This window comes from Streptomyces sp. AK02-01A (assembly GCF_033795305.1).
In the GTDB taxonomy this organism is placed as follows: Bacteria; Actinomycetota; Actinomycetes; order Streptomycetales; family Streptomycetaceae; genus Streptomyces.
Window position 1 is genome coordinate 1 of the sequence record NZ_JARBAE010000042.1, and the last position, 22,739, is coordinate 22,739.

The window sequence follows — 22,739 nt, forward strand, 5'->3', positions numbered from 1 at the left end:
GGCGCTCGACAGCCTGTCACTGGATTGCCGGGCCGCACGCGCCGTAAATCATGCAGTCCAGGACACCACCGCGGAACGACACCCGGCGACAACCCGCACCACACCACCGGGCCCCGCCCAAACAGGCCCGCAACCCCCGCCGGAGGCGACCCGCACCACCGGCCCGCGCCCGCAACGGACCGCACAGGCCCGCAACCCCCGCCGGAGGCGACCCGCACCGTCAGAGCTCCGTTCCCTTGCCCGCCGATACGTCCAGGCTGCGCGTCGTCCGGACCGCGTCCAGCATCCGGCGGTCGTGCGTGACCAGCAGCAGCGTGCCGTCGTAGGAGTCCAGCGCCGACTCAAGCTGTTCGATGGCCGGCAGGTCGAGGTGGTTGGTCGGCTCGTCCAGGACCGACGCCGAGCCGCAATCCGCACTACGCCGGACGCGGAACAGCGCATGAGGGCTCGTAGGAGGTCGGTTCATACGCCCCCGGCGCGACCCCCGGCGCACCTCTGTCGACCTCGCACCAGATGCGTTTGCCCGCACCCTCGGGCTGCCATCCCCACCGGTCGGCGAGCCCGTCGACCAGCTCCAGGCCGCGGCCGTTGGTGTCCTGACCGTCAGCGTGGCGCGGGCGCGGCGGACAGGCGCTGGCGTCGGCGACCTCCACCCGTACGGTGCCGGCCTCGGCCGCTCCCAGTCCGAAGAGCATCCGCAGCACGGCCGGACAGCCGGTGTGCACCACGGCATTGGTGACCAGCTCGGAGATGAGCAGGATCAGCGTCTCGGCGACCGGCTCGTCGTCGTTTATACCGGAACCGGCCAGCCGCGACCTGGCCCATCGCCGCGCTCGCCCCACCTCCGCCGGGTCGGGCCCGACCTCCAACTGAACCTGAAGCACCTGCACCGCTCACACCATCCGAACCGGCGGACACATCGCCTCGCGCCTCGACAGGGTCCTCAACAGGATCACAGAACGTGATGTCCTTGCGAGACAGCATGGTTGACGTACAGTCACCGCAACAAGCGCTTCGGGCATATTCCAGCGCGAAGGAGTACGCGTGGTGCATACTGTGCGACGCACGCTGCGGGGAGTCGAACATAGGCGCACAAGACGCCGTTGTACCGGGCGAGCGGCGCACATTCTCGCTCCCGGAGCCGCCACATTGGCAGCACCGCGACCGTCGCGCATCGGAACATCTCGCACCCCACGGAGCGTACCGGAGCAAAGTGACGACTCCGGCCTGTGACGACGCACAGTATGGACACAACCCGGTATCGGCCTCGACGTCACACTCTCACCACACACAGTGACGCATCAGAGCGCCAAGGCCAGAGCTTGCCCGCCGGGACACTCACGGCGGAGCATGGAGGAGCGCCTATGCGCGCCACCAAACGGACTTACCTCATATATCGCCCAGGTGCCGGGCCGGCACCTCCTCCTGGTGCGGGGAAAGACGCGTGCGGGGCCGGATCTCCTCCGGCCCCGGGTGCGATCAGGGCTCGGGTGTCACGTAGTACGCGGCGAAACCGGCCAGGATCTCTTCCTCGTGGATCCTGCCGTCGCCGTCCGTGTCCAGATCTCCGGCGGCCTTGGCCGCCGCCTCCGCTCCGACACCCAGCACACGCAGGGCGCGTTCGGCCGCCGCGGCCGTCACACCGGCTCCGTCCTCGTCCGCGATGGCGATCGCCGCACGCAGAAAGGGCCGGGCGATCTCCGCGAAGCGCTGCGGATTGTCGCGCAGCCGCTTGACGGCGCCCGTGACGAATTCCTGCCGGCTGACCCGCTGGTCGCCGTCCACATCCGCGATCCCGGCCATGCCCTGCCAGAACGCCTCGGCCCCGCTGTAAAGCGCCTGCCCCTTGTCGGAACGGGCGGTCGTACCGAACTCGGCGAGCAGTGCCGCCGCCGCCCCGCTGAAGTCCTCCCGGTCGATATAGCCGCTGCCGTCCTGGTCGAAGGCCGCGAACCGGGAGGCGATCTTGCCCTCGTACTCTGCGCTGTCCATGCCGGGAGCGTACGACGGCCGGGGCCCGATGCGTGTTCCGTTACACGGAGTTCCTCTGCGCGGGGTCGCGTGACGCGGAGACAGCGTTACGCGGAGAGAGGCTGAGCCTCGTCGTCCACGGCCGCGAGAACATCCGGATAGACCTCGAAGAGCCGCCGCACGCCGAGGGCCGCGAGGACGCGGTTGACATGTGAGCCCGCCTCAGCGCCCCGGGCCGGCAGGACGAGCCGGAATCTGCCGTGGCAGGAATGGAGCAGCCGGCGCGCGGCGATCAGCACACCGACGCCGCTGGAGTCGCAGAAGAACACCTCGGAGAGGTCCAGCACGATCTCGTGACGGCCGGCCGCGACGGCGTCGTGGACCCGTTGCCGGACCTCCGGCGAGGTCATCACGTCCAGTTCCCCGGTGACATGCAGCACGGTCCACGGGCCCAGCTCGGACTCGTCCAGCTTCAGCAACGTCACGCGCCCGGACCTCTCTTGTGCCGACGTGAATCCGGAAGGTGTCCTTCCTTGTTGTCGCGACTGCCCAGGCCCGCTCACACCAAACTCGATATGTACGCGCCGCGACGGCTCCTTTACCGTGTCCGGCGTGGGCAGGGGCGCACTTGGGCAAAGGGGCGTGCGTTGTCGACGCCTGCCACTACATTCGAAAGACGGCAGGCTTCGACACGACAGTGGACAAAGGCGGACAGGCAGCACAGGCGGCGGAACAGGGGCTGGGGGTCGCATGGCGAAGGAGGCACCGCCTCGCTGGGACCGCAGGATGCAGCAGCGGCTCGCGCGGGGCGAGGCGGCCGCGCTCGGTGAGCTGTACGACCGGTTCGCGTCGCTCGTGCACAGCCTGGCCCACCGCGTGCTCGACGACGACGCGGAGGCGGACCGCGTCACCCGTGAAGTCTTCGGCCATGTCTGGGAGAACCCGGACGCGTACGAACCCAAAGAGGGCTCGATGCGGTCCTGGCTGGCCAGGCTCACCCGCCGGCTGGCCGTGCGGCGGCTCCGGCAGACGGAGTCGGAGGCGTACGAGACGAGCGGCGAGGGCACCGCGGAGGAACTGGACCAGAAGATGCGTCAGGCATCGGCCGCGGCCCGCGCGGACTACATAGTGCGGTCGATGCCGACACCGCTGTGGGACGCACTGGAGCTGGCGTACTTCCAGCGCCGGGACTACCGGCAGACCGCGGCGGACCTGGGCGTCACGGAGGACGAGGCGCGACGCCGGCTGCGGCTCGGGCTCCAGCTTCTCGCGACGGCCAACACTCAAGCTCCGGACGGCTCCTGGCCGCCGGGAAACGGACGCTCCCTGTGACCGGTCCTTTCGGCAGCGGCCCCAACGACGGCCGCGAACCCGATGATTACCGGCCTTTTCCACGCATACCGGGACCGAGGTCGGCACCCGACGACATGGCTCCGCCGCCGCGCGCCGACGAAGCCGCGGCAGCCGCGCGTCCGGACACGCGTCCGGACCCAAACGGAACGGACGCCGCAGGCCCGGGCCGCGAGGCGCTGACACACACCGTGCTCACGTCGCTGCTCGGCGCCTGGGCGCTCGCCGCCTGTTCGAGGGAGGAGACCGCTCTCGTCGAGGCCCATCTCACCGAATGCGCCGCCTGCGCGGACGAGGCGCTCCGGCTGCGGGACGCCGTCGGACTGCTGCACGCCGACCGGACCCTGGATCTGGATCCGGCGCTGCGTTCCCGGGTCCTGGAGAACTGTCTCGGCCGTCGACCGCCGCGGATTCCGCTGCCCGAGTGGGCCGCTCCGTACGACGCCGAGACCGCGCGTCTCGACGCGCTGCTGCGGGACATCGGCGACGCGGAGTGGCACGCGCCCGTACGGCTCAAGTGGTTCGAGGACGAGCGGACCACGTCCCGCAAGACGACGGTCGCCGGCGTCATCGCCCATCTCATGGTGGTCGACGGTCTGGTCAGCGCCGCTCTCGGTCGGGACGACCCGCTGGGCGCCGACGCACCGGCCGCGCCGGCCGACCGGACCGAGGACTGCTGGCGCGCCGCGGCCGTCCCGCCCACCGGCACCGTCCGCGAGCCCTGGCGCGAGCAGAGCCATGACCTCATCCGCACGGTGTCCTTCGCCGGCCGCGGCGTCGCCGAACTCTCCGTCTCGTACGGAGGCTTCGGCCTGCCGCTGCGCGACGCGCTGCTCGACCGCGCCTTCGAGTGCTGGGTGCACGGCACGGACATCGCGGAGGCGGTCGCCTATCCGTATGTCCCGCCCACCGGCGCCCATCTGCACCAGATGATCGGTCTGGCGGCCCGGCTGCTTCCCGGCACCCTCGCCGCCCGCCGCCGCAGTGGCCTCGCCGCTCCGGCCAGGGATCTGGTGACGGCGGGCTCTCCCGGCCGCTCCCTGCATCTGGAGGTCGAGGGGCCGGGCGGCGGCGACTGGTACATCGCTCTGGACTCACCGGCGGCGATCGGCTCTCCCGAGCGTTCCGTGGCCCTGGTCGCTCTGGACGGCGTCGAGTTCTGCCGGCTCGTGGCCGGCCATGTCTCGCCGGAGGAAGCGGCGGCGGGCCAGGACGGCGACCGGGAGGCGATCAGGGACGTCCTGTTCGCGGCGGCGGCGATGAGCAGACTCTGAGCGGTGCCTCCCGGCCGCACGGAAAGACGCGGATCCGGCCCGGCAGAGTCAGCCGAAGACCACCGTGCGGTGGCCGTTGAGCAGAATCCGGTGCTCCGCGTGCCACTTCACCGCGCGCGCCAGCGCCCGGCACTCCACGTCCCGGCCGATCGCCACCAGCCCCTCCGGTGTGACGTGATGGCCGACGCGCTCGACCTCCTGCTCGATGATCGGGCCCTCGTCGAGTTCGGCCGTCACATAGTGCGCCGTCGCACCGATGAGCTTCACTCCGCGCGCATGCGCCTGGTGGTACGGCTTGGCGCCCTTGAAGCTCGGCAGGAAGGAGTGGTGGATATTGATGATCCGGCCGTTGAGCTGCTTGCACAGATCGTCCGAGATGACCTGCATGTAGCGGGCCAGCACCACCAGCTCGACCTGCTCCGCGCGGACCAGTTCCAGCAGCTCCGCCTCCGCGGCGGCCTTGGTGTCCCTGGTCACCGGGATGTGGTGGAAGGGAATGCCGTACGAGTCGACCAGCTCGGCGAAGTCCGTGTGGTTCGAGACGACCGCCACGATGTCCACCGGCAGCGCGCCGGTGGAGGCCCGGAACAGCAGATCGTTCAGGCAGTGGCCGAACTTGCTGACCATCAGGACGATCCGCATCCGCTGCTCCGCGCGGTGGATCTCCCAGTCCATCCGGAAGGCGTCACCGATGGCGGCGAAGCTCGCCCGCAGCTTCTCCACGGTCACCGGAGCGTCCGCCGAGAAGTGCACACGCATGAAGAAGAGACCGGTGTCATGGTCTCCGAACTGCTGACTGTCCTCGATATTGCAGCCGGTCATGAAGAGATAGCTCGACACGGCGTGCACGATCCCCTGCTTGTCCGGGCAGGACAGCGTCAGGACGTACTGGTCGGACGGGACGGCGGAAGGCCCCTGCGAGGTCGGCTGCGGCATCGGCCGCGAGGCGGTGCTCATGACCCCAGAGGATCCCACATCCGTCACGCGAGGTCCGGATTCCGCCGGCACGCGGACATTCGCCGTCATTCGTCCCGGCCGTCAGGCGCCCAGGCCGTCATGCGCACCGGCCGCCGGCGTCAGGCGGAGCGCGTCACGATCCGCAGGACGTCCAGCGACTGCGGCACCGCATCGGGGTCGTCGCCGTCGCTCGTCGCCAGCCGTACGTGCGCCTCGCGGGTCGCCCGCACCGCCTCCGGCCAGCCATGGTGCTCCAGATAGGCCGAGACGGGCGCGTCCGCGCCGACCTGGTGCATGATCCGCAGCACCCGCAGCACGGCGAGGTCGACGAGCGCGGCCTCACCGGAGTCGCGGAATATCGTGCCGACGTACTTCTCGGCGGACCAGTTGTCCAGCCAGGTGTCCTCGACCAGCCGGTACACGGCGTCGGTGACGTCGCCGTACCCCTCGCGGCCGGCCAGCCAGTACTCCTGGTGGAAGACGGGATCGGAAAGCATGTGCAGCGCCGAGCGCACATTGCTGCGCCAGCGCCACCACGGCATGTCATTGAGCGGCATGCCGCCCATGGTGGAGGAGCGACGGGCACGACGGGAAGAGTTCTCGGAACCTTGCTGCACAGTCCCGACTCTACGGTCCGCTCCGCCGCGCCCCTTCGTGCCCCCGGAATTCACCTCGGCATCACTGACTGTTGAATCGTGCCCCCTCTTTCGTTACCGGGACACGGAAGTCTGCATGGCTATGACCGGTTGGCGACGCAACCCCTCTTCCCGCCCCTTCCACGCCGGTGCGGCGCGCGCCCTGGGTGCGGCGGTGACCGGAGTCTCGCTCCTCGCCGGCTGCGGCGTCCTTCCCGGCACTCCGGGAGGCAGGGAGCCCATCACCGTCATGACCTGGGCGCCGGTCGGCACCAATGCCACGAACATGCCCGGGATGCCGGCCATGGCGAAGACGTACGCGCGCTGGGTCAACGAGTCCGGCGGTATCGACGGCCATGAGCTGCGCGTCCTGACCTGTGACGAGCGCAATGAGTCCGCGGGCGCCGCCGCCTGTGCGCGCCGGGCCGTCAAGGAGCACGCCGTCGCCGTCGTCGGGTCGTACAGCCAGCACGGCCGGCAGTTCATGGCGCCGCTGGAGGCCGCGTCCGTCCCTTATCTGGGCGGCTACGGCGTCACGGAGGAGGAGTTCACCAGCTTTCTCTCGTATCCCGTCAACGGCGGTCAGGCGACTCTCCTCGCGGGCAACGGCAGACAGCTCGCGCGCGACTGCGACCGGACCTCGCTGGTCCGGCCCGACACCGTCACCGGCGACGACCTTCCCGAGCTGCTGGACTCCGGCCTGAAGCAGGGCCGCCGCGCAGACGCCGCCGACATCCGCGCGGCGGAGGACGCCACGGACTACACCAGCGCGGCCGAACAGGCGCGCGAGCACGCCGAGGACGGCGGCTGTGTCACGGCGGTGCTCGGCGACCGCACGGAGACCTTCTTCGACTCCTACCGCCGCCTGCCCGAGGACGACCGGGACATCAGGGTCTCCTCGGTGCTCGGCAGCGTCGGCCAGCCGCTGATCGACCGCACGGGCGGCAAGGAAGGCCCGTTCGAAGGCGCGTATCTCACCGGCTGGTATCCGGTGGCGACCGACCCGGCGTGGCAGCCCATGCGCAACGTGATCAAGGGGCATGCCTTCGGAGACAACAACATCGATCCGGCCGACCCCGGAGTGCAGACGACCTGGATCGCCTACACCGCGCTCAAGGCGGTCGTCGAGGCGCTCAACGACGACGTGATCACGCCCGGAAAGATCGCGGACGCCCTCGACCGCGGTGTCCAGGTGGACACCGGCGGCCTCACACCGCCGCTGCGCTGGCGCTACGAGGACATGCTCGGTGCGCCGGGATTCCCGCGGATCATCAACCGCGATGTGACGTTCCAGGTGGTCCGCGAAGGACGGCTGGTGGCGCAGAAGGAGGGGTTCGTCGACGTGGGCCAGACCCTGGGAAGCTCTCCTTCCGCCTCTTGACGGACGACACGGCCACGCCGCGGCCGGCCCCTGCCCGTACGCCTGCCCGGCTCTCCGGGCAGGCGCCGCCACTGCTCCACCGGACCGGAGCGTGTCGCGAAAGCAGCGCCGTCCGCCCGGCGGGCCGGGCAGGACTTTCGCAACAGGCGCTAGAGCTGCGTCTGGTCCCGCTGCGACAGCCCGTACTTCGTCGCGATGCCGTTCCACAGCCCCGACGCCTTCTTCTTCGCCGCCGTGGCCTCACCGCTCGCCCGGTCGCCCTGGGCCGCCTGCTGGGTCCGCCGCACGTGGCCGTCCTTGCAGACCTTGCGGCTCTTGGCCTGGTCCGCCCACTGCGCGTAGTGATCGTCCGCCGACGCGGACGCCTGCCACGCGTCGGTGAGCGAGGACGCCAGCTCACCGTTGCCCGGCAGTTGATCGATGGTCAGGTCCTTCAGCTTGGTCACCAGTCCGCGCCGCTGCTCGGCGGCGCCTCGCAGATCGGTGGCCGCCTGGTCCAGGTTCTGGCAGGTCTTGATGTCGTTCACCGCGCGGATGACGGCCGCGCGGCTGCTGTTGCTGTCGGCGAGCAGCTTGTCGAGCGCCTCGGCCTGCGGCTTCGCCGGATCGGCCGCGCCGTCCGCCGGAGGCTCAGCGGCCTGGGAACTCGCCGACGCCACCGCCGCGCTGTCGTCTGCCGGCGAGGTGTCGTCACCACCGCTCATCAGCGCTCCGGCGCCCAGGCCGAGGACGGCGCAGCCGACGACGACACCGGCGATCAGCGGCAGGCGCGAGGACTTGCGGCGGCCGCCGGCCCGGCCCTGCGGCTCCTGAGGCGCCCGTCCCGGCGGAGCGTACGCGGCACGCTGCTGCGGTTCGTACGGCGCGGCGGGCTGCTGCCGGTACGGCTGCGGAGCGCGGCCCGCGTCGAACTGAGGGAGCTGCTGCGTCGAGGCCCCGCCCTGGCCCGGCCCGCCGGGCCCGTCCGTACGGAAGAGGCTGTCGAACTCCGCCGGTGGCTGACGCTCGCCCGGCGCGCCGGGCCTGATGCCGAACGGCGCGCCGGGAGGCGCGGCCGGGGCGTCCTGGGCGGGGATCGGGGCGATGTACTGCGTGGCGTCCGCGTCCGTGCCCTGCGGTGCCGACAGGGCCGACGGCAGGAACTGCGTGGCCTCCGCGGCGCTCTCCGGCGGCGGCATGCCGGGGCCGTGTCCCTGGCCGGGGCCGTGCGGGACCGGCGCGATGTACTGCGTGGCGTCCGCGTCTCCCATGGCGGGCACGGGCGGCAGATACTGCGTGGCGTCCGCGCTGCCCGGCAGCGGCGCCTCCGCCGGCAGCGGCTGCCCCTGTGAGAACTGGTCGCTCTGGTGGAACTGCCCGCCGTGCTGGTACGGCTGACCCTGTGCCGGCGGAAGCGGAGCGCCGTACGACTGACCGCCCTCCGGCTGCCCGTACGACGGACCGGCCTCCGGCTGTCCGTACGACTGACCGCCGCTCTGGGAGCCGTACGACCCCGGAGCGCCGCCCTGGGAGGCGTCGTACCCGGCCCGCTCCTGATGGCCGTCCTGCGGGCCCCAGGGCTGTCCCCACGGCTGCCCGCCCGTCGGCGCGGCCTGGTCCGCGGCCGCGCCCGGGATCCAGGGCTCGCTGCCGTCGCCGGGCAGCACGACGCCTTCGTGCGCGGGCCGAGCGGCGTGCCGCCGCTCATCCCCTTGTCCGCTGTGCGTCACCGGGACTCCTACGTGTGGAACGTGTGGACCTACGGAATCATCGGCTCACGCTACCGGGTGAATCGCGGCCTCTGCCACGCGCGTCGATCCAGTGACTGCCCGCCCTCTCAAGACGCTGCCATAGGGCCCGAATTCGCCCTTTCCAGGCCGTACTCGGTCACCGTCCGCAGGGTCCACACGGAGCTGCCACGGTGCCGACACGGAGCTCTCACCCGGCCGCCCGCACCCGCCACACACCCGTCACCCGGCGGCCACCCGTCCGACACTCTCCCGCCGCGCTTCCGTCACGCCGCCTGGATCTCCAGCCGCGCGCCGAACTCGCGCACCGCGGGCTCGTCGGCATAGGGCTCAAGCCGGTGCTGGAAATCGTCGAGATACTCCGCGCCACGGCTGGAGCGCAGCGTACCGAGCAGCTCCAGCGCGCGCGTGCCGGTGTGGCAGGCCTGCTCCACCTCGCGCTGCTGGACCTGGGCCGTGGCCAGCAGGACCAGACCGATCGCCCGCCGCCGCGCCCGGGACTCGGGATGGCCCTCCAGAGACTCGGCGGCATACCGGCCCGCCTCCTCGGCCCGTCCCAGATCCCGGTAGCAATGGGCCAGTTCGTCGTAGAGATACGCGTGGTCGAAGTGAGCGATCCAGTCCGGGTCGCCGTCCGAGTCGTCACCCGCCTGCTCCAGAGCGGTGATCGCGTTGCCCACCACCGCCTCGCAGGTACGTGTGTCGCCCAGCAGCGCGTGTCCTCGGGCCTCCGCCGCGTAGAACATGGACTGCGCGCGCGGCGGCACCTGTCCGCGCGCTCCTTCCTGCGCCGCGCGGGCCAACTGGGCGATCTCGCGCGGGTTTCCGAGCTGCGCCGCGAGATGGCTCATGGACGCGGCCAGCACATAACCGCCGTAGCCGCGGTCGCCCGCCGCCTGGGCCAGCCGGAGCGCCTGGATGTAGTAGCGCTGGGCGAGACCGGGCTGGCCGGTGTCGACCGCCATGTAGCCGGCCAGCTCGGTCAGCCGGGAGACGGCGGCGAAGAGCCGCCGGCCGACCGATTCGCGGTAGGAGCCCGAAAGGAGCCCCGCCACCACGCTGTTCAGATAGTGGACGACGACGGGCCGGACATGGCCGCTGCCGAAGCGGTGGTCCAGCTCGATGAGCGCCTGTGTCATGGCCCGGACCGCCTCGACGTCCGAATCACCCACCTTGGCGCCGGAGTTGCGCGCGACGGCCGGATCGGTGCCCGTGATCAGCCAGTCCCTGCTGGGTTCGACCAGCGCGGAGGACGCCACCGCGGAGCCGGACAGGAAGTCCCGGCGGCCCACGTCGCTGCGCCACAACTCGCAGACCTGCTCGATCGCGCCGACGACGGTCGGCGAGAACTGCAGGCCGACGCCCGAGGCCAGATTCTTGCCATTGGCCATACCGATCTCGTCGATCGTGACCGTACGGCTCAGTTTTCGGCCCAGCGCCTCGGCGATGATGCCCGGAGCGCGGCCGCGCGGCTGCTGTCCGCGCAGCCAGCGCGCCACCGATGTCTTGTCGTAGCGCAGGTCGAGCCCTCGCTCCGCCCCCACCATGTTGACTCGTCGGGCGAGCCCGGCGTTGGAACACCCGGCTTCCTGGATGAGCGCCTGGAGCCGTTCATTCGGCTGGCGCGCGACGAGAGGCCTGGCTGCCAATGGAACCCCCTGTGGCCGCAGTAATCAGCTCAGTGATCACTGCCCGGCAGATATACGAAGAATGCGCATGTTCGGCGACAACTGAAGTATTCGAGGTTTTTTCGGAAGTGACGTTCGGCGCGGCCGGGTTGGGCCGCGCGCTGTCCACATCGTGTCGGACCCCCGAGGGTGGCTACCCGCTAACCGCGTTACCCGTTCGTGCGCGCCCCCGTCCATGCATCCGTGCGCCCCGTATGCCGGAACCGGGCCCGCCGTGCGGCGCCGGGACCCCGTAACCCGTGGTGGCGGCGGGAGTTGTGCTGTTCGTGGAAGAGACCATCGGAGTCACGGAGGCCGCGCGCATCCCCAGGCAGCGAGGTTCCCTGCTGCTGGAGAGCGCTGTGCGGTACACGGAAGAACGGCACTGGGACGTTTTCCCCGGCACCTGGCTGGAGCCGGTGGAGGGCGGAGAGGTGTGCTCGTGCGGCCGGTCCGACTGCGCGCTGCCGGGAGCCCACGCGGCCAGGTCCGACTGGGCGTCGCACGCGACCGGCAGCGGCGACACGGCGCGCGTGCTCTGGTCGAGGCATCCCCGGGCGTCGATTCTGCTGCCGACGGGACGCGCCTTCGACGCGCTCGACGTACCGGAGTCGGCGGGCTTTCTGGCGCTGGCCCGGATGGAGCGGATGCGGATGGCGCTCGGCCCGGTGGCCTGCACTCCGAACCGGCGGATGCTGTTCTTCGTGCTGCCCGGCGGAGCGCCGAAGGTCGGCGGTCTGCTGCGGCGGCTCGGCTGGACTCCCATGGCGCTCGATCTGTTCGCGCGTGGCGAGGGGCACTATGTGGCGGCGCCGCCGACGCGGATCGGCAAGAGCGGCGCGGTGCAGTGGGTCCGCCGGCCCACACCCGCGAACCGCTGGCTGCCGGGCGCGGACGAGCTGATCAGCCCGCTGGCGTACGCGTGCGGACGGGACGCCGTCGCGGCGCGGACCCGGCACATCTCGGCGCTGTCCCGGATCCGCCGTACCTGAGGCCGTCCGGACCCGCCGTACATAAGGTGGTCCGCGTAGGTTCTGTCCGGCGCCGTGCCGGGCAGGGCCTGACCGAACGGGACACGACGGGACACCGAAAGGCAGTGCGCATGCCGGACCAGGCAGGGGACAGGAAGCCGGACCAGGAGACGGTGGGCCGGATACCGGCCGGCACGCCGGCGCGGGCCGCGCCCGCCGTGCGCGTCGAAGGGCTGTGGAAGCGCTTCGGTGAGCAGATCGCTGTCGCCGGCATCGATTTTGAGCTGCCCGCGGGCCAGTTCATCGGTCTGGTCGGGCCGAACGGCGCGGGCAAGACGACCACTCTGTCCATGGTGACCGGCCTGCTGCGGCCCGACCACGGGCGGGTGCTGGTCGCCGGACACGACGTCTGGCGGGACCCCACCGAGGTCAAGGCGCGGATCGGTGTCCTGCCGGAAGGACTGCGCCTCTTCGAACGGCTCTCCGGACGTGAACTCCTCGGCTACACCGGACGGTTGCGGGGGCTGCCCGGCGCCGAGGTCGACAAGCGGGCCACACAGCTCCTCGACGTACTGGACCTGGCGGGCGCCCAGCACAAGCTGGTCGTCGACTACTCGACCGGTATGCGGAAGAAGATCGGGCTCGCCGCGGCTCTTCTGCACAACCCCGAAGTGCTCTTCCTGGACGAGCCGTTCGAGGGAGTCGACCCGGTGTCCGCGCAGACGATCCGGGGAGTGCTGGAGCGCTATACGGGCTCCGGCGCGACCGTCGTCTTCTCCAGCCATGTGATGGAACTGGTCGAGTCGCTGTGCGACTGGGTCGCGGTGATGGCGGCGGGCCGTATCCGCGCGCAGGGCACGCTCGCGGAGGTACGCGGCGAGGCGACCTCGCTGCAGAACGCCTTCCTGGAGCTGGTCGGCGCTCAGGGCCGCGACACCGGCGAATCCCTGGACTGGCTCGGTGGCGCCCGGTGAACACGGCCCCGGACACCTCCGCGGACACCGGCCCCGGCGCGGGCACGGCCGCCGGTACCGCCACGCTGACGCCCGTCGCCGATACCGCCACGCTGACGCCTGTCTTCGTATCGCTGAAGCTCTCTCTGCTGCGCAACGGGCTGCGGCAGTCGTCGGGCCGTACAGCCGCGTACATCGCGTCCGTGGCCGTCACACTGCTCATCGCGGCCGGCCAGTTCCTCGGTCTGGTCCTGCTGCGCGGAACCGATCACGCGGGAGCGCTGATCGTGCTGCTGAGCGCCGTGTTCGCGCTGGGCTGGACCGTGATGCCGCTGTTCTTTCCCAGCGGTGACGAGACACTGGACCCGACCCGGCTGGTGATGCTGCCGCTGCGGCCGCGCCCGCTGATCGGGGCGCTGCTCGTGGCGTCGCTGGTGGGCATCGGCCCGCTGTTCACGCTCTGTCTGCTGGTCGGTTCCGCGGTGGCGACGGCGCACGGCGTGGCGTCCGTGATCGTCGCGGTGATCGCCGTACCGCTGGTCCTGCTGGTGTGTGTGGCGCTGGCGCGGGCCGTCGCGACGGCCAATGTCCGGCTGCTGAGCTCACGCAAGGGCCGCGATCTGGCCGTCCTGAGCGGGCTGGTGGTCGCGGTGGGCGTCCAGGTCGTCAACTTCGGTGTGCAGCGGCTCGGCGTCGCGGGCGGGCTCGCGGAGCTCGTCCCGGCGGCGCGGGTCGTACGGTGGCTGCCGCCGGCGTCGGCGATCGGCGCGGTGGAGTCGGCGAGCGAGGGCGCGTACGGCCGGGCCGTGCTGCAACTGCTGCTGTCCGTGGCCGCGTTGGCGGCGCTGCTGTACGCGTGGCAGCGGTCGCTGGTGAAGCTGATGACCGCGCCGGACGGCTCGACGCTCGGAGCGGCGGAACCGACCCGCAAGGAGTCGGCGTCGGGCCTGGACCGGCTGCTGCCCGAGGGACGTACGGGCACGGTGATGCGGCGCAGTCTGCGCTATGTGTGGCGTGACCCGAAGACAAAGGCGGCGTGGGTGACCTCGCTGGCCGTCGGCCTGATCGTGCCGCTGTTCAACGCGCTCCAGGGGAACGGGACGATCTACGTCGCGTGCTTCGCGGCCGGCATGCTCGGCATCCAGATGTACAACCAGTTCGGCCAGGACACCTCCGCCTTCTGGATGGTGGCCCAGACGATCTCCACGACCCGGGACGCCCATCTCGAACTGCGCGCGCGGGCGGCGGCTCTGCTGGTGATCACCCTGCCGTACGCGGCGCTGGTCACCGTCCTCACGGCGGCCGTACTGGGCCGCTGGCGCGCGCTGCCGGAAGGGCTCGGGCTGTCCTTCGCGCTGCTCGGCGCGATGCTGGCGACCGGCGCGGTGGCCTCGGCGCGCTTCCCGTACTCGATCCCGCAGGACAGCGCGTACAAGAACGTCGCACCGGGACAGGCCGGTCTCGCCTGGATCTCGGTCCTCGGCGGCATGGTGAGCGCGGCCCTGCTGTGCGCGCCGCTGATCGTGCTGACGGTCTGGCTCCATCTCTCCGGCGCCGACGACTGGTCCTGGCTGCTGCTTCCGGTCGGCACGGTGTACGGCGCCCTGCTCACCGCGGCCGGTCTGCGGCTGGCGGCGCCGCAGGTCGCGCGGCGCCTGCCGGAGATCCTGGCCGCGGTCAGCAAGGGCTGACGCCGGAGAGCCCGTCGCGCTCAGGACGTCAGCACGCCGTCCAGGAACGGCTCGATCGCCGCTCTCCACGCCTCCGGCTGGTCGTAGTGCGCGAGGTGGCCCGCGTCGGTCACCTCCGCGTACTGGCCGCGCGGCAGGACTCTGACCATTTCCTGGGCCTCCGCGCGGCCCAGCTTTCCGTCGACGCCCCGGACGACCAGGGTGGGGCACTCGACCTGGGCCAGCTCCTCCCAGTGCGCGTCGTGGACCCAGGTCGCCCGGGACGTCAGCATCCGGCGGCGCGAGAAGACCGGGCGCCAGCCGTCCGCGTGCTCCTCCATCACCTCGGCGAAGAACTCGCCGCGCGCCGGAGTGGGCCGCTCGGTCCAGGGATCGTCCTCGCCGAACCACTTCCGCACCTCGGCGAGCGTCGCGAACGGGACGGGCCAGGTGCGGAACCAGTCCTCCCACTCGCGCTGGGACGCCGCGCCCAGCGCCGACGCCCGCATGTCGTGGATGACCAGGGCCCGGACCAGATCGGGCCGCTTGGCGGCGAGCTGCCAGGCGGTGAGCGCGCCCATCGCGTGGCCGACGAGTGTCACGGGCGCCAGTCCGAGCTGTTCGACCGCGGCCTCCGCGTCGGCGACATACGCCTCTCGGGTGTACGGCCCCTCCGCCGGTTTGTCGCTGGCGCCATGACCTCGCTGGTCGAGCGCGACCACCCGGTGCCGCTCGGCGAGCCGGTGCGCCACCGGAGCCCAGTGCGAGGCCCGGCCCATGAGCCCGTGCAGCAGAAGGACGCCGGAGGGCCGCTCCGTCTGCCCGCTCCGCCTGGACGGATCGGCGAATTCCCAGGCAGCGAGACGTATGCCGTCCGCTCCGGTCACCTCAACGCACCGCGTCATGTGTCCCGGCACCCCCTTCGGTCCTGAGTGGTCGAGTCGGTCCTGAGTGGCCGGGCCGGATTCCGCTGGAGTCGGTTCCGGTGCATCCGGCCACACCAGACTATCGAACCTTTATTCGAAAACCTGCTTTCCGCGCGTAACACCGCTCGTTCGAGTGACCACTCACAAGGATTGCCACACGCGACCGAGGGGAGATCTTCTCCGGGAGGCGGACCGCTCGGGGATGACGGTCCGAGGGGACTGACCCTGGGAGCTCGGGGCTCCGGGTCAGCAAAGGGGAGGACCGGCTCCGGTGCCGCGAGGCACCGGAGCCTTCCTCGTGCGAGGCGTACGGCGGCGGAAGAGGCCGCGGAGGGCGGCGCGGCGAGCCGGCCCGCCGCGAGCGGCCGGGCCCGCACGGAGGAAAGGGCCCGCTCGGGCACCGCGGGTCGTTTCCCGCGAGCGACAGACAGTGCGTACAGCCGCGCAGGAGCATGGCCGGCCCCCTCCCCCGGTGGGCTCGGGAGCCCGGCCGACGTTTCAGGTCATACGCCTCAGCACCAGCCTGGCACGCGACGCACCCCGGCCGGGGCCGTTCCGCCCGGAAGGCACGCTCACTCCGGACGCGGCCTCCTCCGTGGTCCCACGCTCCGCGGACCGCCCGTCCTGACCTCCGGACCCGGGCCCCGCACAGCGCCGGAGCCGCACCGCCCGTCGCTCAGCGCTTCACCATTCACCAGGAATCAGCGCCCGGCCGGACAGCGGCGCCCGGCCGGAGATCAGCGCTCAGCCAGGGATCAGCGCTTGGCCACAAAGACGTGCGACGCGACCTCGGCGTTCAGCTCCGCCGCCTCGCCGCTGCTTCCGACCAGCACCCCGCCGGCCGACTCCGTGACACTCACCACGGACCCGGGCTGCACGCCCGCGCGCCGCAGTGTGTACATGAGCTGGGCGTCGGTCTGGATCGGCTCGCCGATCCGCCGCACCACCACCGTCTTGCCCTCCGAGCCCGGATCCAGCTCGGACAGGCTCACCAGCCCGGCGTCGAGGAACGGGTCGGCCTCCGCCTTCTCGCCCAGCTCCTCCAGCCCCGGGATCGGGTTGCCGTACGGCGACTCCGTCGGATGGCGCAGCAGCTCCAGCACCCGCCGCTCCACCGCCTCGCTCATCACATGCTCCCAGCGGCACGCCTCGGCGTGCACCTGCTCCCACTCCAGGCCGATCACATCGACCAGGAGACACTCGGCGAGCCGGTGCTTGCGCATGACGCGTGTCGCCAGCCTGCGCCCTTCCTCTGTCAGCTCCAGATGCCGGTCGCCCGCGACCTGCACCAGACCGTCGCGCTCCATCCGGGCCACGGTCTGGCTGACGGTCGGCCCGCTCTGGTCCAGCCGCTCCGCGATCCGGGCGCGCATCGGGACCACGCCTTCCTCTTCGAGCTCAAGGATGGTGCGGAGGTACATCTCCGTCGTGTCGATCAGTCCGGACATACGTGCCCCTCGAATAATCGTGCGCTGGCCCTGTACCAATTCTGACGCATAGCGCTGACAACCGTGCCGCGCCGGAGCCGGGGCCCCCTCCCCCGACGACAACGACGCCGCCGGAAGCCGCCGGGTAGTTGTATTGACAGAGCAATGGTCCAGACCTCAACGTGATCCGCGTCACCGACATTCCCCCACTCTGGAGGCTCCTCGATGAGCGAGAGCAAGCTGGCCGGACAGTTCTTCGATGCCGCGATCAGTCTGCTGGAGCGCGTGCGCGACGAGGAGTCCGCGAACGTCGCAGCCGCCGGTGCGGCGATCGCCGGCGCCGTCGCAGCCGGCGGCCGGCTCTTCGCGTTCGGCGCCGGGCACTCCTCGCTCGCCGCGCAGGACGTCGTCTACCGGGCCGGCGGTTTCGCCGTGATGAATCTGCTCGCCGTGCCCGGAGTGGTGGGCGTCGACGTCATGCCGGCCACACTCGGCTCCGCGCTGGAGCGGGTCGACGGCCTGGCGAGCGCGGTGCTCGAATCCAGCCCCGCCGCACCGGGAGACGTCCTGGTGATCATCTCGCTCTCCGGGCGGAACGCCCTGCCCGTCGAGATGGCGATGAAGGCACGAGAGCTGGGACTGAAGGTCATCGGTGTGACCTCGGTGGCGTACGCGACGGAGACCAGCTCCCGGCATCTCACCGGGACCTATCTCAAGGACCACTGCGACATCGTGCTCGACAGCAGGATCGCGGTGGGCGACGCGGAGCTGACGGCCGACGGCATCGAGGCGCCGTTCGCGCCGGCCTCCACGGTCGTCACCAGCGCCTTGATGCAGGCGATGATGGCCGCCGCCGCCGAGGAACTCGTCGAGCGCGGCATCGAGCCTCCGCTGCTGCGGTCTGGCAATGTCGACGGCGGGCCCGAGTGGAACCGCCGGGTGATGACCGAGTACGGCGACCGCATCTTCTATCGCCATTAATTTCGAAGAAATAATCGTATTAATCGCGGCACCATAACAATCACGACATCACGACGGCCCACGTAGCCGTAGCAACCGAAGCCGCCGAACCCTCCGACGTGACGGAAGTGGCCGGAGCGACGGCTGGGGCCTGCGGGAACCCTTACCGAGGGCCTCGACCGTACGTACGCCTTCCAACCGCTACTTTGCGTCATCAAAGGACCACTTGGCGGAATTTTGATCTTTCACCTGAAGGTAATGTTCGGGCAAAGTAGAGGAAGCTGCGGTGCCGCACCATCGGAGCTGACGGCTTACCGCGCCCACAAAAGCGCCGTATGCCGCATCGCACAGTGACCGGTCCGCGCCGAAAGGCATCACACGCGGATGGCGGCACCGGAAAAGACGGAAAGGGCGAGCAGTGAGATTCCGACCGAACCGCGAGTCCGGCGCAAGACGGCGGACGTCCGCCGTCTGACCGGTCCGCACGGACGACCGCACAGCAGCCGCCCGCCGGCCTCCCTCGACTGCCGCGACCCGGCAGGACGTGATGCCCGCACGGCGCCCATGGACATCCCGCGATGTCCGCATCCCGCTTTCCGCAATCCTCACAGTCCTCGCAGTTCTCACAGCTCTCGCAGCGTCGTTCATCCCCCACTGACCCGACCACACCGCGCCCCGGCGAGCCCGGGAGTGCAGGAGGCAGGCCATCATGAAGTCACTCATCGACAACGCCCGTTCCTTCTCCGTCCAAGTGGCGGAACGCCCCGAGGAGTTCCGCGAGCTCGCGGCCGGCCAGACACCGGAAGCCCTCTTCATCACCTGCTCGGACTCCCGAGTCATCCCGTCCCTCATCACCGGCGCCCGTCCCGGCGAGCTGTTCGAGCTGCGCACGGCGGGCAACATCGTCCCGCGTTACGACGCGGAACGGCCCAGCGGTGAGGCCGCCACCATCGAGTACGCGCTGCGTGTGCTCAACGTCCGCGACCTCGTCGTATGCGGGCATTCCCACTGCGGTGCCGTGGGCGCCCTGGTCCGCGGTGACGACCTGTCAGCCGTGCCCGCCGTGCGCGGCTGGCTCGATCTCGGTGTCTCCGCGCTGCCCGCGTCCCGCGGCCTCGCCCACGCGGTCCGGCACCACGCCGCGGCGCAGCTCGACACACTCCGCGGATATCCCGCCGTAAGGGAGCGCCTCGCCGACGGGCGGCTCTCTCTGCACGCCTGGTACTACGAAGTCGACACCGGCGCGATCAGCGTCCACCGGCCCGAGCTGGGCGGGGAGTTCAGACCGCTGTGACAGCGGCCTCGGCACCGAACACTCCTCACCCCTCGTCCGCTCGCGGACCGCACAGCTAGGAACTCCCTTCATGCTCTCCCTGTTGAAGGACAAACGTGTCCTGCGGCGCGACCTGCTCGCGTCACTCGTCGTCTTTCTCGTCGCTCTGCCGCTCTGTGTGGGAGTGGCGGTCGCCTCCGGAGTCCCCGCCGAACTGGGCCTGGTCACCGGTATCGTCGGCGGACTCGTCGTGGGCTTCCTGCCCGGCAGCTCGCTTCAGGTCAGCGGACCGGCCGCGGGTCTGACGGTGCTGGTGTACGAAGCCGTCAACGAGTTCGGCGCCGGCGCGCTCGGCGCCATCGTGCTCGCGGCGGGACTGCTGCAACTCATTCTCGGAGCACTGCGTTTCGGCCGCTGGTTCCGGGCGATCTCGGTCGCCGTGGTCCAGGGAATGCTGGCCGGCATCGGCCTCGTCCTCGTACTCGGCCAGGTGTACGCGATGGCGGACACCGCGCAGCCCTCCGGCGGAATCGGCAAGATCGCCGGACTGCCGGACCTGGCCGGCGGGATCGTCTCGGACGGTACGACGCTGACCGCGTTCGTCATCGGCGCCGGGACGGTGGCCGTACTGGTGCTCTGGCCCAGGCTGCCGGCCCGGCTTCGCGTGGTCCCGGGACCGCTGGCCGCGGTGGCCCTGGCCACCGGCGCCACCGTGCTGCTGGATCTGCCCGTCGCCAAGGTCGAGGTGCGCGGGCTGCTGGAATCGATCAGGCCGCCGGGCCTGGAGGACTTCGGACAGCTCGCGGGCGTGGCCGCCGTCGGCAGTGTGCTGGCCTTCGCCCTGATCGCCTCGGCGGAGAGTCTGTTCAGCGCCGCCGCCGTCGACCGGATGCACGACGGACCGCGCACCGACTACAACAAGGAACTCGTGGCGCAAGGCGTCGGAAACACGGTCTGCGGTGCGCTCGGCGCACTGCCGATGACCGCCGTCATCGTCCGCAGCGCCGCCAATGTCCAGGCCGGAGCGCGTACCAAGGCGTCCCGGATCCTGCACGGTCTGTGGCTGCTGCTGTTCGCGGCCCTGCTGCCCGCCGCGATCGGGATCATCCCGCTCGCGGCGCTCGCGGGCGTCCTGGTGCACGCAGGCTGCAAGCTGGTTCCCGTCAAGGACCTGGTTCCGCTGTGGCGGGAGCACCGGGGCGAGGCGGTGGTCCTCTGTGTCACGGCGCTGGCGGTCCTGGTCACGAATCTCTTCGAGGGAGTGGTCCTGGGACTGCTGCTCGCGGTGGTCAAGACGGCCTGGGATATCTCGCACTCCCACCTCGACGTGCGTGAACTGACCGGCGGCCGGCTGGTGGTGTCCATCACCGGCAACGCGACATTCCTGCGCCTGCCCCGTCTCATGGAACAACTGGAGGACCTGCCGAAGGACCGTCCCATCGAACTGGATCTGTCGGGCCTGCGCCACCTCGACCACGCGTGCCGTATCGCGCTGGAGAACTGGGCGCTGCGCCACAACGACGCGGAAACGGAACCGGTCAGGCTGCTGCCGCCGGCGGCGGTGCGTCTCCCGGAGCCTCCGAAGGCCGGACGGAACACGGCGGGAGCGCCCTGACGGTCCCGGTGACCATGGTCACCACAGGCCGGCGGTGGCGGGGCCTCGGCTCCGCCGCCGCCGGCCCGGCCAGGCGCTCAATCAGCCGTCGCCTCAGCCGTTCGGCAGGGCCCGGAAGAGGTCCAGGGACGCGGCCATGCGAATGGTCACATCCTCCGCGTACACCGCGTCGGGCCGTTCGAACGCGGCCCTGCTCGCTCCGCGCAGAAAGGTCACCACACCCAGCGAACGGCCCCGGCAGCGCAGCACCGTACACAGCGCGTGCACCGAGTCCTGCGGCCACTGACGGGCCGACGCCCACGGCGGAGACGGTGCCGAGCCCGGTGCGCTCGCGCGGACCGAGCCGATACGGTCCATCGCCTGCAGCGCCGGATGCCCGGCCGAATATCCCACCGGTATACCGCCGCCCTGGATCTGCGCGCTCGGGCCCGATCCGCCGCCGGAGGGCGTGGCCACGGCGCGGATCAGCCGTACCGGCGTCTCTCTTCCCGATCCGAACGAACCCGCCGGACCCTCTCCCGCCACCAGATCGATCACCGCGTGGTCCGCGAAGCCCGCCAGCGCGAAGTCCAGATAGACCGTCGCCGCCTCCATCGGGTCCTCGCACTCCGCGGCGGTCCGTCCGGCCCGGTGGAGCTGCCTGGAGCGGAACCGCAGCCGGTCCGCCTCCTGCGTCGCCAGCTTCGACTCCGTCACGTCCTGGAACATCCAGCCGACACCCAGCGGCACGGGCTCCTCCGCCAGCGGCGAGGCCAGCCGCAGAAAGCCGCTGCGCCAGCAGCGCCGCTTGTCACCGTCCGCCGTGCGGACCGTCACCCACAGCTCGGCCGGCGACCTCGGAGCGCCTTCCGCGAGCACATGGTGGAGCGCGGCCTCCAGCTCCTCGACGCCTCCGGCCAGCAGCTCACCGAGCGGCCGTCCCAGCACCGAGGTGCGTCCGGCGCCGAACGCCCGCGCCGCGTGCCCGTTGACTACGGTCGGCCGCAGATCGACATCGACGAGGACGACACCCCAGGACGCTTCCTCGAACAGCGCCTCGCTGAGCGCGATGGTCCGCTCCAGATCGATCTGCGCGTGCACCTCGCTGAACGCGCTGTAGACACCGGCGGGCTTGCCGTCCGTGCCGCGCATCCCGGCCGACTGGGTCCGTACGAGCACCCGGCCGCCGTCCTTGCGCAGCAGCGCGAACTCGTCCACCTGCCGGCCCGGCGTGTCCATGGCGCCCATCAGCCGCGCCTGCACCTCGTCGGCGTCGGCGCTGCGCGCGGCCCAGCCCGCGAAGCCGTGGCGTCCGACGGCCTCCTCGGCCGACCAGCCGAGGACGTGTTCCGCCTCGCGGTTCCAGTGTGTGATCACGCCGTCCGCGTCGAACGCGCAGAGCGCGGCGTCCATACCGTCGAGCAGAGCCGCCAGCAGATCGGCCCCGGCGCCGTCCCGCTCGGCCCCGGAAACAGCCTCGGAACCGGCTTCTGGTCCCGGCTTGTCCGGCCCGGGAGCATTGGTGGTCTTGCTCCGAGAAGCACTCATCTGGCACCCCCTGCAGGACGTCTCCGCCTGTGCTCACGCACGTCCGGTCATTGAACTTGAACGTGACACGGCACACACAAGATTCCCCGAAATCGTTGCCTCGAACAATTCTCTGCCCAGCGCGCACATGCCGCACCGGGGGCGGGCGAGTGCGCCGGGGAGCGGCTGAGTGCGACCCCGTTCCGGACCTCGTCGGAACACCTTTGGTGCCGGTCAGCGGCCGGTCGGAGGCCGGTCGGAGGGCTCGGAGGAAGCCGGGAGCCGGTCCGGAGGAGGCGCGGAAGAGGATCGTTAATATCTTCCGAAATTGACTTGAGCGGTGCCGGAGCGGCGCCTAACGTGTGACGCACACCGAAAGGAGGTGATCCGGAAGATGTATTCAGTCCGGACAAGTGAGGTGGCTGCGGGCTAACGGCTCGCTGTCGCACTCTTCGCAGTGCTCGGCCGGTCGAAGG

Annotated in this window: 19 protein-coding genes and 1 pseudogene; 9 read left to right on the forward strand and 11 right to left on the reverse strand. The window is 70.9% G+C overall.

Going from position 1 to position 22,739, the window contains the following annotated elements; genetic code table 11:
- Window positions 1-220: 220 nt before the first annotated feature.
- From PV679_RS28930 to PV679_RS28945, 4 genes and pseudogenes are all read right to left on the reverse strand, one after another.
- Window positions 221-394, reverse strand: a pseudogene (locus tag PV679_RS28930) (ABC transporter ATP-binding protein); the annotation flags it as partial.
- Between the two features lie 22 nt (window positions 395-416).
- Window positions 417-890, reverse strand: coding sequence for an ATP-binding protein (locus PV679_RS28935; RefSeq protein ID WP_319683441.1), 474 nt, complete (start codon window positions 888-890; stop codon window positions 417-419).
- Window positions 891-1,479: 589 nt separating this feature from the next.
- The gene (locus PV679_RS28940; protein ID WP_319683442.1) at window positions 1,480-1,992 is read right to left on the reverse strand and encodes an EF-hand domain-containing protein; all 513 of its coding nucleotides are present in this window, start codon (window positions 1,990-1,992) and stop codon (window positions 1,480-1,482) included.
- Between the two features lie 86 nt (window positions 1,993-2,078).
- Complete coding sequence (locus PV679_RS28945) at window positions 2,079-2,450, reverse strand: STAS domain-containing protein (protein ID WP_416069829.1); 372 nt, start codon at window positions 2,448-2,450, stop codon at window positions 2,079-2,081.
- A gap of 271 nt (window positions 2,451-2,721) precedes the next feature.
- Between PV679_RS28945 and PV679_RS28950 the strand changes: the two genes are divergently transcribed.
- Both PV679_RS28950 and PV679_RS28955 read left to right on the forward strand, forming a co-directional pair.
- Entirely contained in the window at window positions 2,722-3,303 is a 582-nt protein-coding gene (locus PV679_RS28950) for a sigma-70 family RNA polymerase sigma factor (RefSeq protein WP_319683445.1), read from the forward strand.
- Window positions 3,273-4,595, forward strand: a complete 1,323-nt coding sequence (locus PV679_RS28955; protein WP_416069830.1) for a maleylpyruvate isomerase N-terminal domain-containing protein — start codon at window positions 3,273-3,275, stop codon at window positions 4,593-4,595. The genes PV679_RS28950 and PV679_RS28955 overlap by 31 nt, the downstream gene beginning before the upstream one ends.
- A 48-nt stretch (window positions 4,596-4,643) precedes the next feature.
- On the opposite strand, the gene purU is transcribed toward PV679_RS28955, so the two are convergent.
- Together purU and PV679_RS28965 are read right to left on the reverse strand one after the other, a co-directional pair.
- A complete protein-coding gene (gene purU / locus PV679_RS28960) occupies window positions 4,644-5,531 on the reverse strand; it encodes a formyltetrahydrofolate deformylase (protein WP_319683505.1) in 888 nt (295 codons plus the stop codon).
- A 140-nt stretch (window positions 5,532-5,671) separates the two neighbouring features.
- Window positions 5,672-6,118 carry an SCO4402 family protein gene (locus PV679_RS28965; RefSeq protein WP_319683506.1) on the reverse strand — a complete coding sequence of 149 codons (447 nt, stop codon included), beginning with the start codon at window positions 6,116-6,118 and terminating at the stop codon, window positions 5,672-5,674.
- 172 nt (window positions 6,119-6,290) lie between these two features.
- On the opposite strand from PV679_RS28965, the gene PV679_RS28970 reads away from it, so the two are divergent.
- The gene (locus tag PV679_RS28970) at window positions 6,291-7,568 is read left to right on the forward strand and encodes an ABC transporter substrate-binding protein (protein WP_319683507.1); all 1,278 of its coding nucleotides are present in this window, start codon (window positions 6,291-6,293) and stop codon (window positions 7,566-7,568) included.
- Between the two features lie 149 nt (window positions 7,569-7,717).
- Here the strand turns inward: PV679_RS28970 and PV679_RS28975 are convergent, their stop codons facing one another.
- Entirely contained in the window at window positions 7,718-9,277 is a 1,560-nt protein-coding gene (locus PV679_RS28975) for a hypothetical protein (protein ID WP_319683448.1), read from the reverse strand.
- A gap of 284 nt (window positions 9,278-9,561) precedes the next feature.
- A complete protein-coding gene (locus PV679_RS28980; RefSeq protein WP_319683449.1) occupies window positions 9,562-10,944 on the reverse strand; it encodes a transcriptional regulator in 1,383 nt (460 codons plus the stop codon).
- 296 nt (window positions 10,945-11,240) lie between these two features.
- On the opposite strand from PV679_RS28980, the gene PV679_RS28985 reads away from it, so the two are divergent.
- The 3 genes from PV679_RS28985 (at window position 11,241) to PV679_RS28995 (ending at window position 14,577) form a co-directional block, all read left to right on the forward strand.
- Complete coding sequence (locus PV679_RS28985) at window positions 11,241-11,954, forward strand: bifunctional DNA primase/polymerase (RefSeq protein WP_319683508.1); 714 nt, start codon at window positions 11,241-11,243, stop codon at window positions 11,952-11,954.
- Between the two features lie 110 nt (window positions 11,955-12,064).
- Window positions 12,065-12,907, forward strand: coding sequence for an ABC transporter ATP-binding protein (locus tag PV679_RS28990; RefSeq protein ID WP_319683450.1), 843 nt, complete (start codon window positions 12,065-12,067; stop codon window positions 12,905-12,907).
- 65 nt (window positions 12,908-12,972) lie between these two features.
- Window positions 12,973-14,577, forward strand: coding sequence for a transporter (locus PV679_RS28995; protein WP_319683509.1), 1,605 nt, complete (start codon window positions 12,973-12,975; stop codon window positions 14,575-14,577).
- A gap of 20 nt (window positions 14,578-14,597) precedes the next feature.
- On the opposite strand, the gene PV679_RS29000 is transcribed toward PV679_RS28995, so the two are convergent.
- Together PV679_RS29000 and PV679_RS29005 are read right to left on the reverse strand one after the other, a co-directional pair.
- The gene (locus tag PV679_RS29000) at window positions 14,598-15,461 is read right to left on the reverse strand and encodes an alpha/beta hydrolase (protein ID WP_319683452.1); all 864 of its coding nucleotides are present in this window, start codon (window positions 15,459-15,461) and stop codon (window positions 14,598-14,600) included.
- Between the two features lie 776 nt (window positions 15,462-16,237).
- On the reverse strand, window positions 16,238-16,930 hold the full coding sequence (locus PV679_RS29005; protein ID WP_319683453.1) for a metal-dependent transcriptional regulator: 693 nt from the start codon (window positions 16,928-16,930) through the stop codon (window positions 16,238-16,240).
- A 204-nt stretch (window positions 16,931-17,134) separates the two neighbouring features.
- Between PV679_RS29005 and PV679_RS29010 the strand changes: the two genes are divergently transcribed.
- The 3 genes from PV679_RS29010 (at window position 17,135) to PV679_RS29020 (ending at window position 20,757) form a co-directional block, all read left to right on the forward strand.
- The gene (locus PV679_RS29010; RefSeq protein WP_319683455.1) at window positions 17,135-17,890 is read left to right on the forward strand and encodes an SIS domain-containing protein; all 756 of its coding nucleotides are present in this window, start codon (window positions 17,135-17,137) and stop codon (window positions 17,888-17,890) included.
- A gap of 688 nt (window positions 17,891-18,578) precedes the next feature.
- Window positions 18,579-19,163 (forward strand): carbonic anhydrase, encoded by a 585-nt coding sequence (locus PV679_RS29015; RefSeq protein WP_319683456.1) that lies wholly within the window; start codon window positions 18,579-18,581, stop codon window positions 19,161-19,163.
- Between the two features lie 70 nt (window positions 19,164-19,233).
- Window positions 19,234-20,757, forward strand: a complete 1,524-nt coding sequence (locus PV679_RS29020) for a SulP family inorganic anion transporter (RefSeq protein ID WP_319683457.1) — start codon at window positions 19,234-19,236, stop codon at window positions 20,755-20,757.
- 93 nt (window positions 20,758-20,850) lie between these two features.
- On the opposite strand, the gene PV679_RS29025 is transcribed toward PV679_RS29020, so the two are convergent.
- Window positions 20,851-22,284 carry a PAS domain-containing protein gene (locus tag PV679_RS29025; RefSeq protein ID WP_319683458.1) on the reverse strand — a complete coding sequence of 478 codons (1,434 nt, stop codon included), beginning with the start codon at window positions 22,282-22,284 and terminating at the stop codon, window positions 20,851-20,853.
- Between the last annotated feature and the right edge of the window lie 455 nt (window positions 22,285-22,739).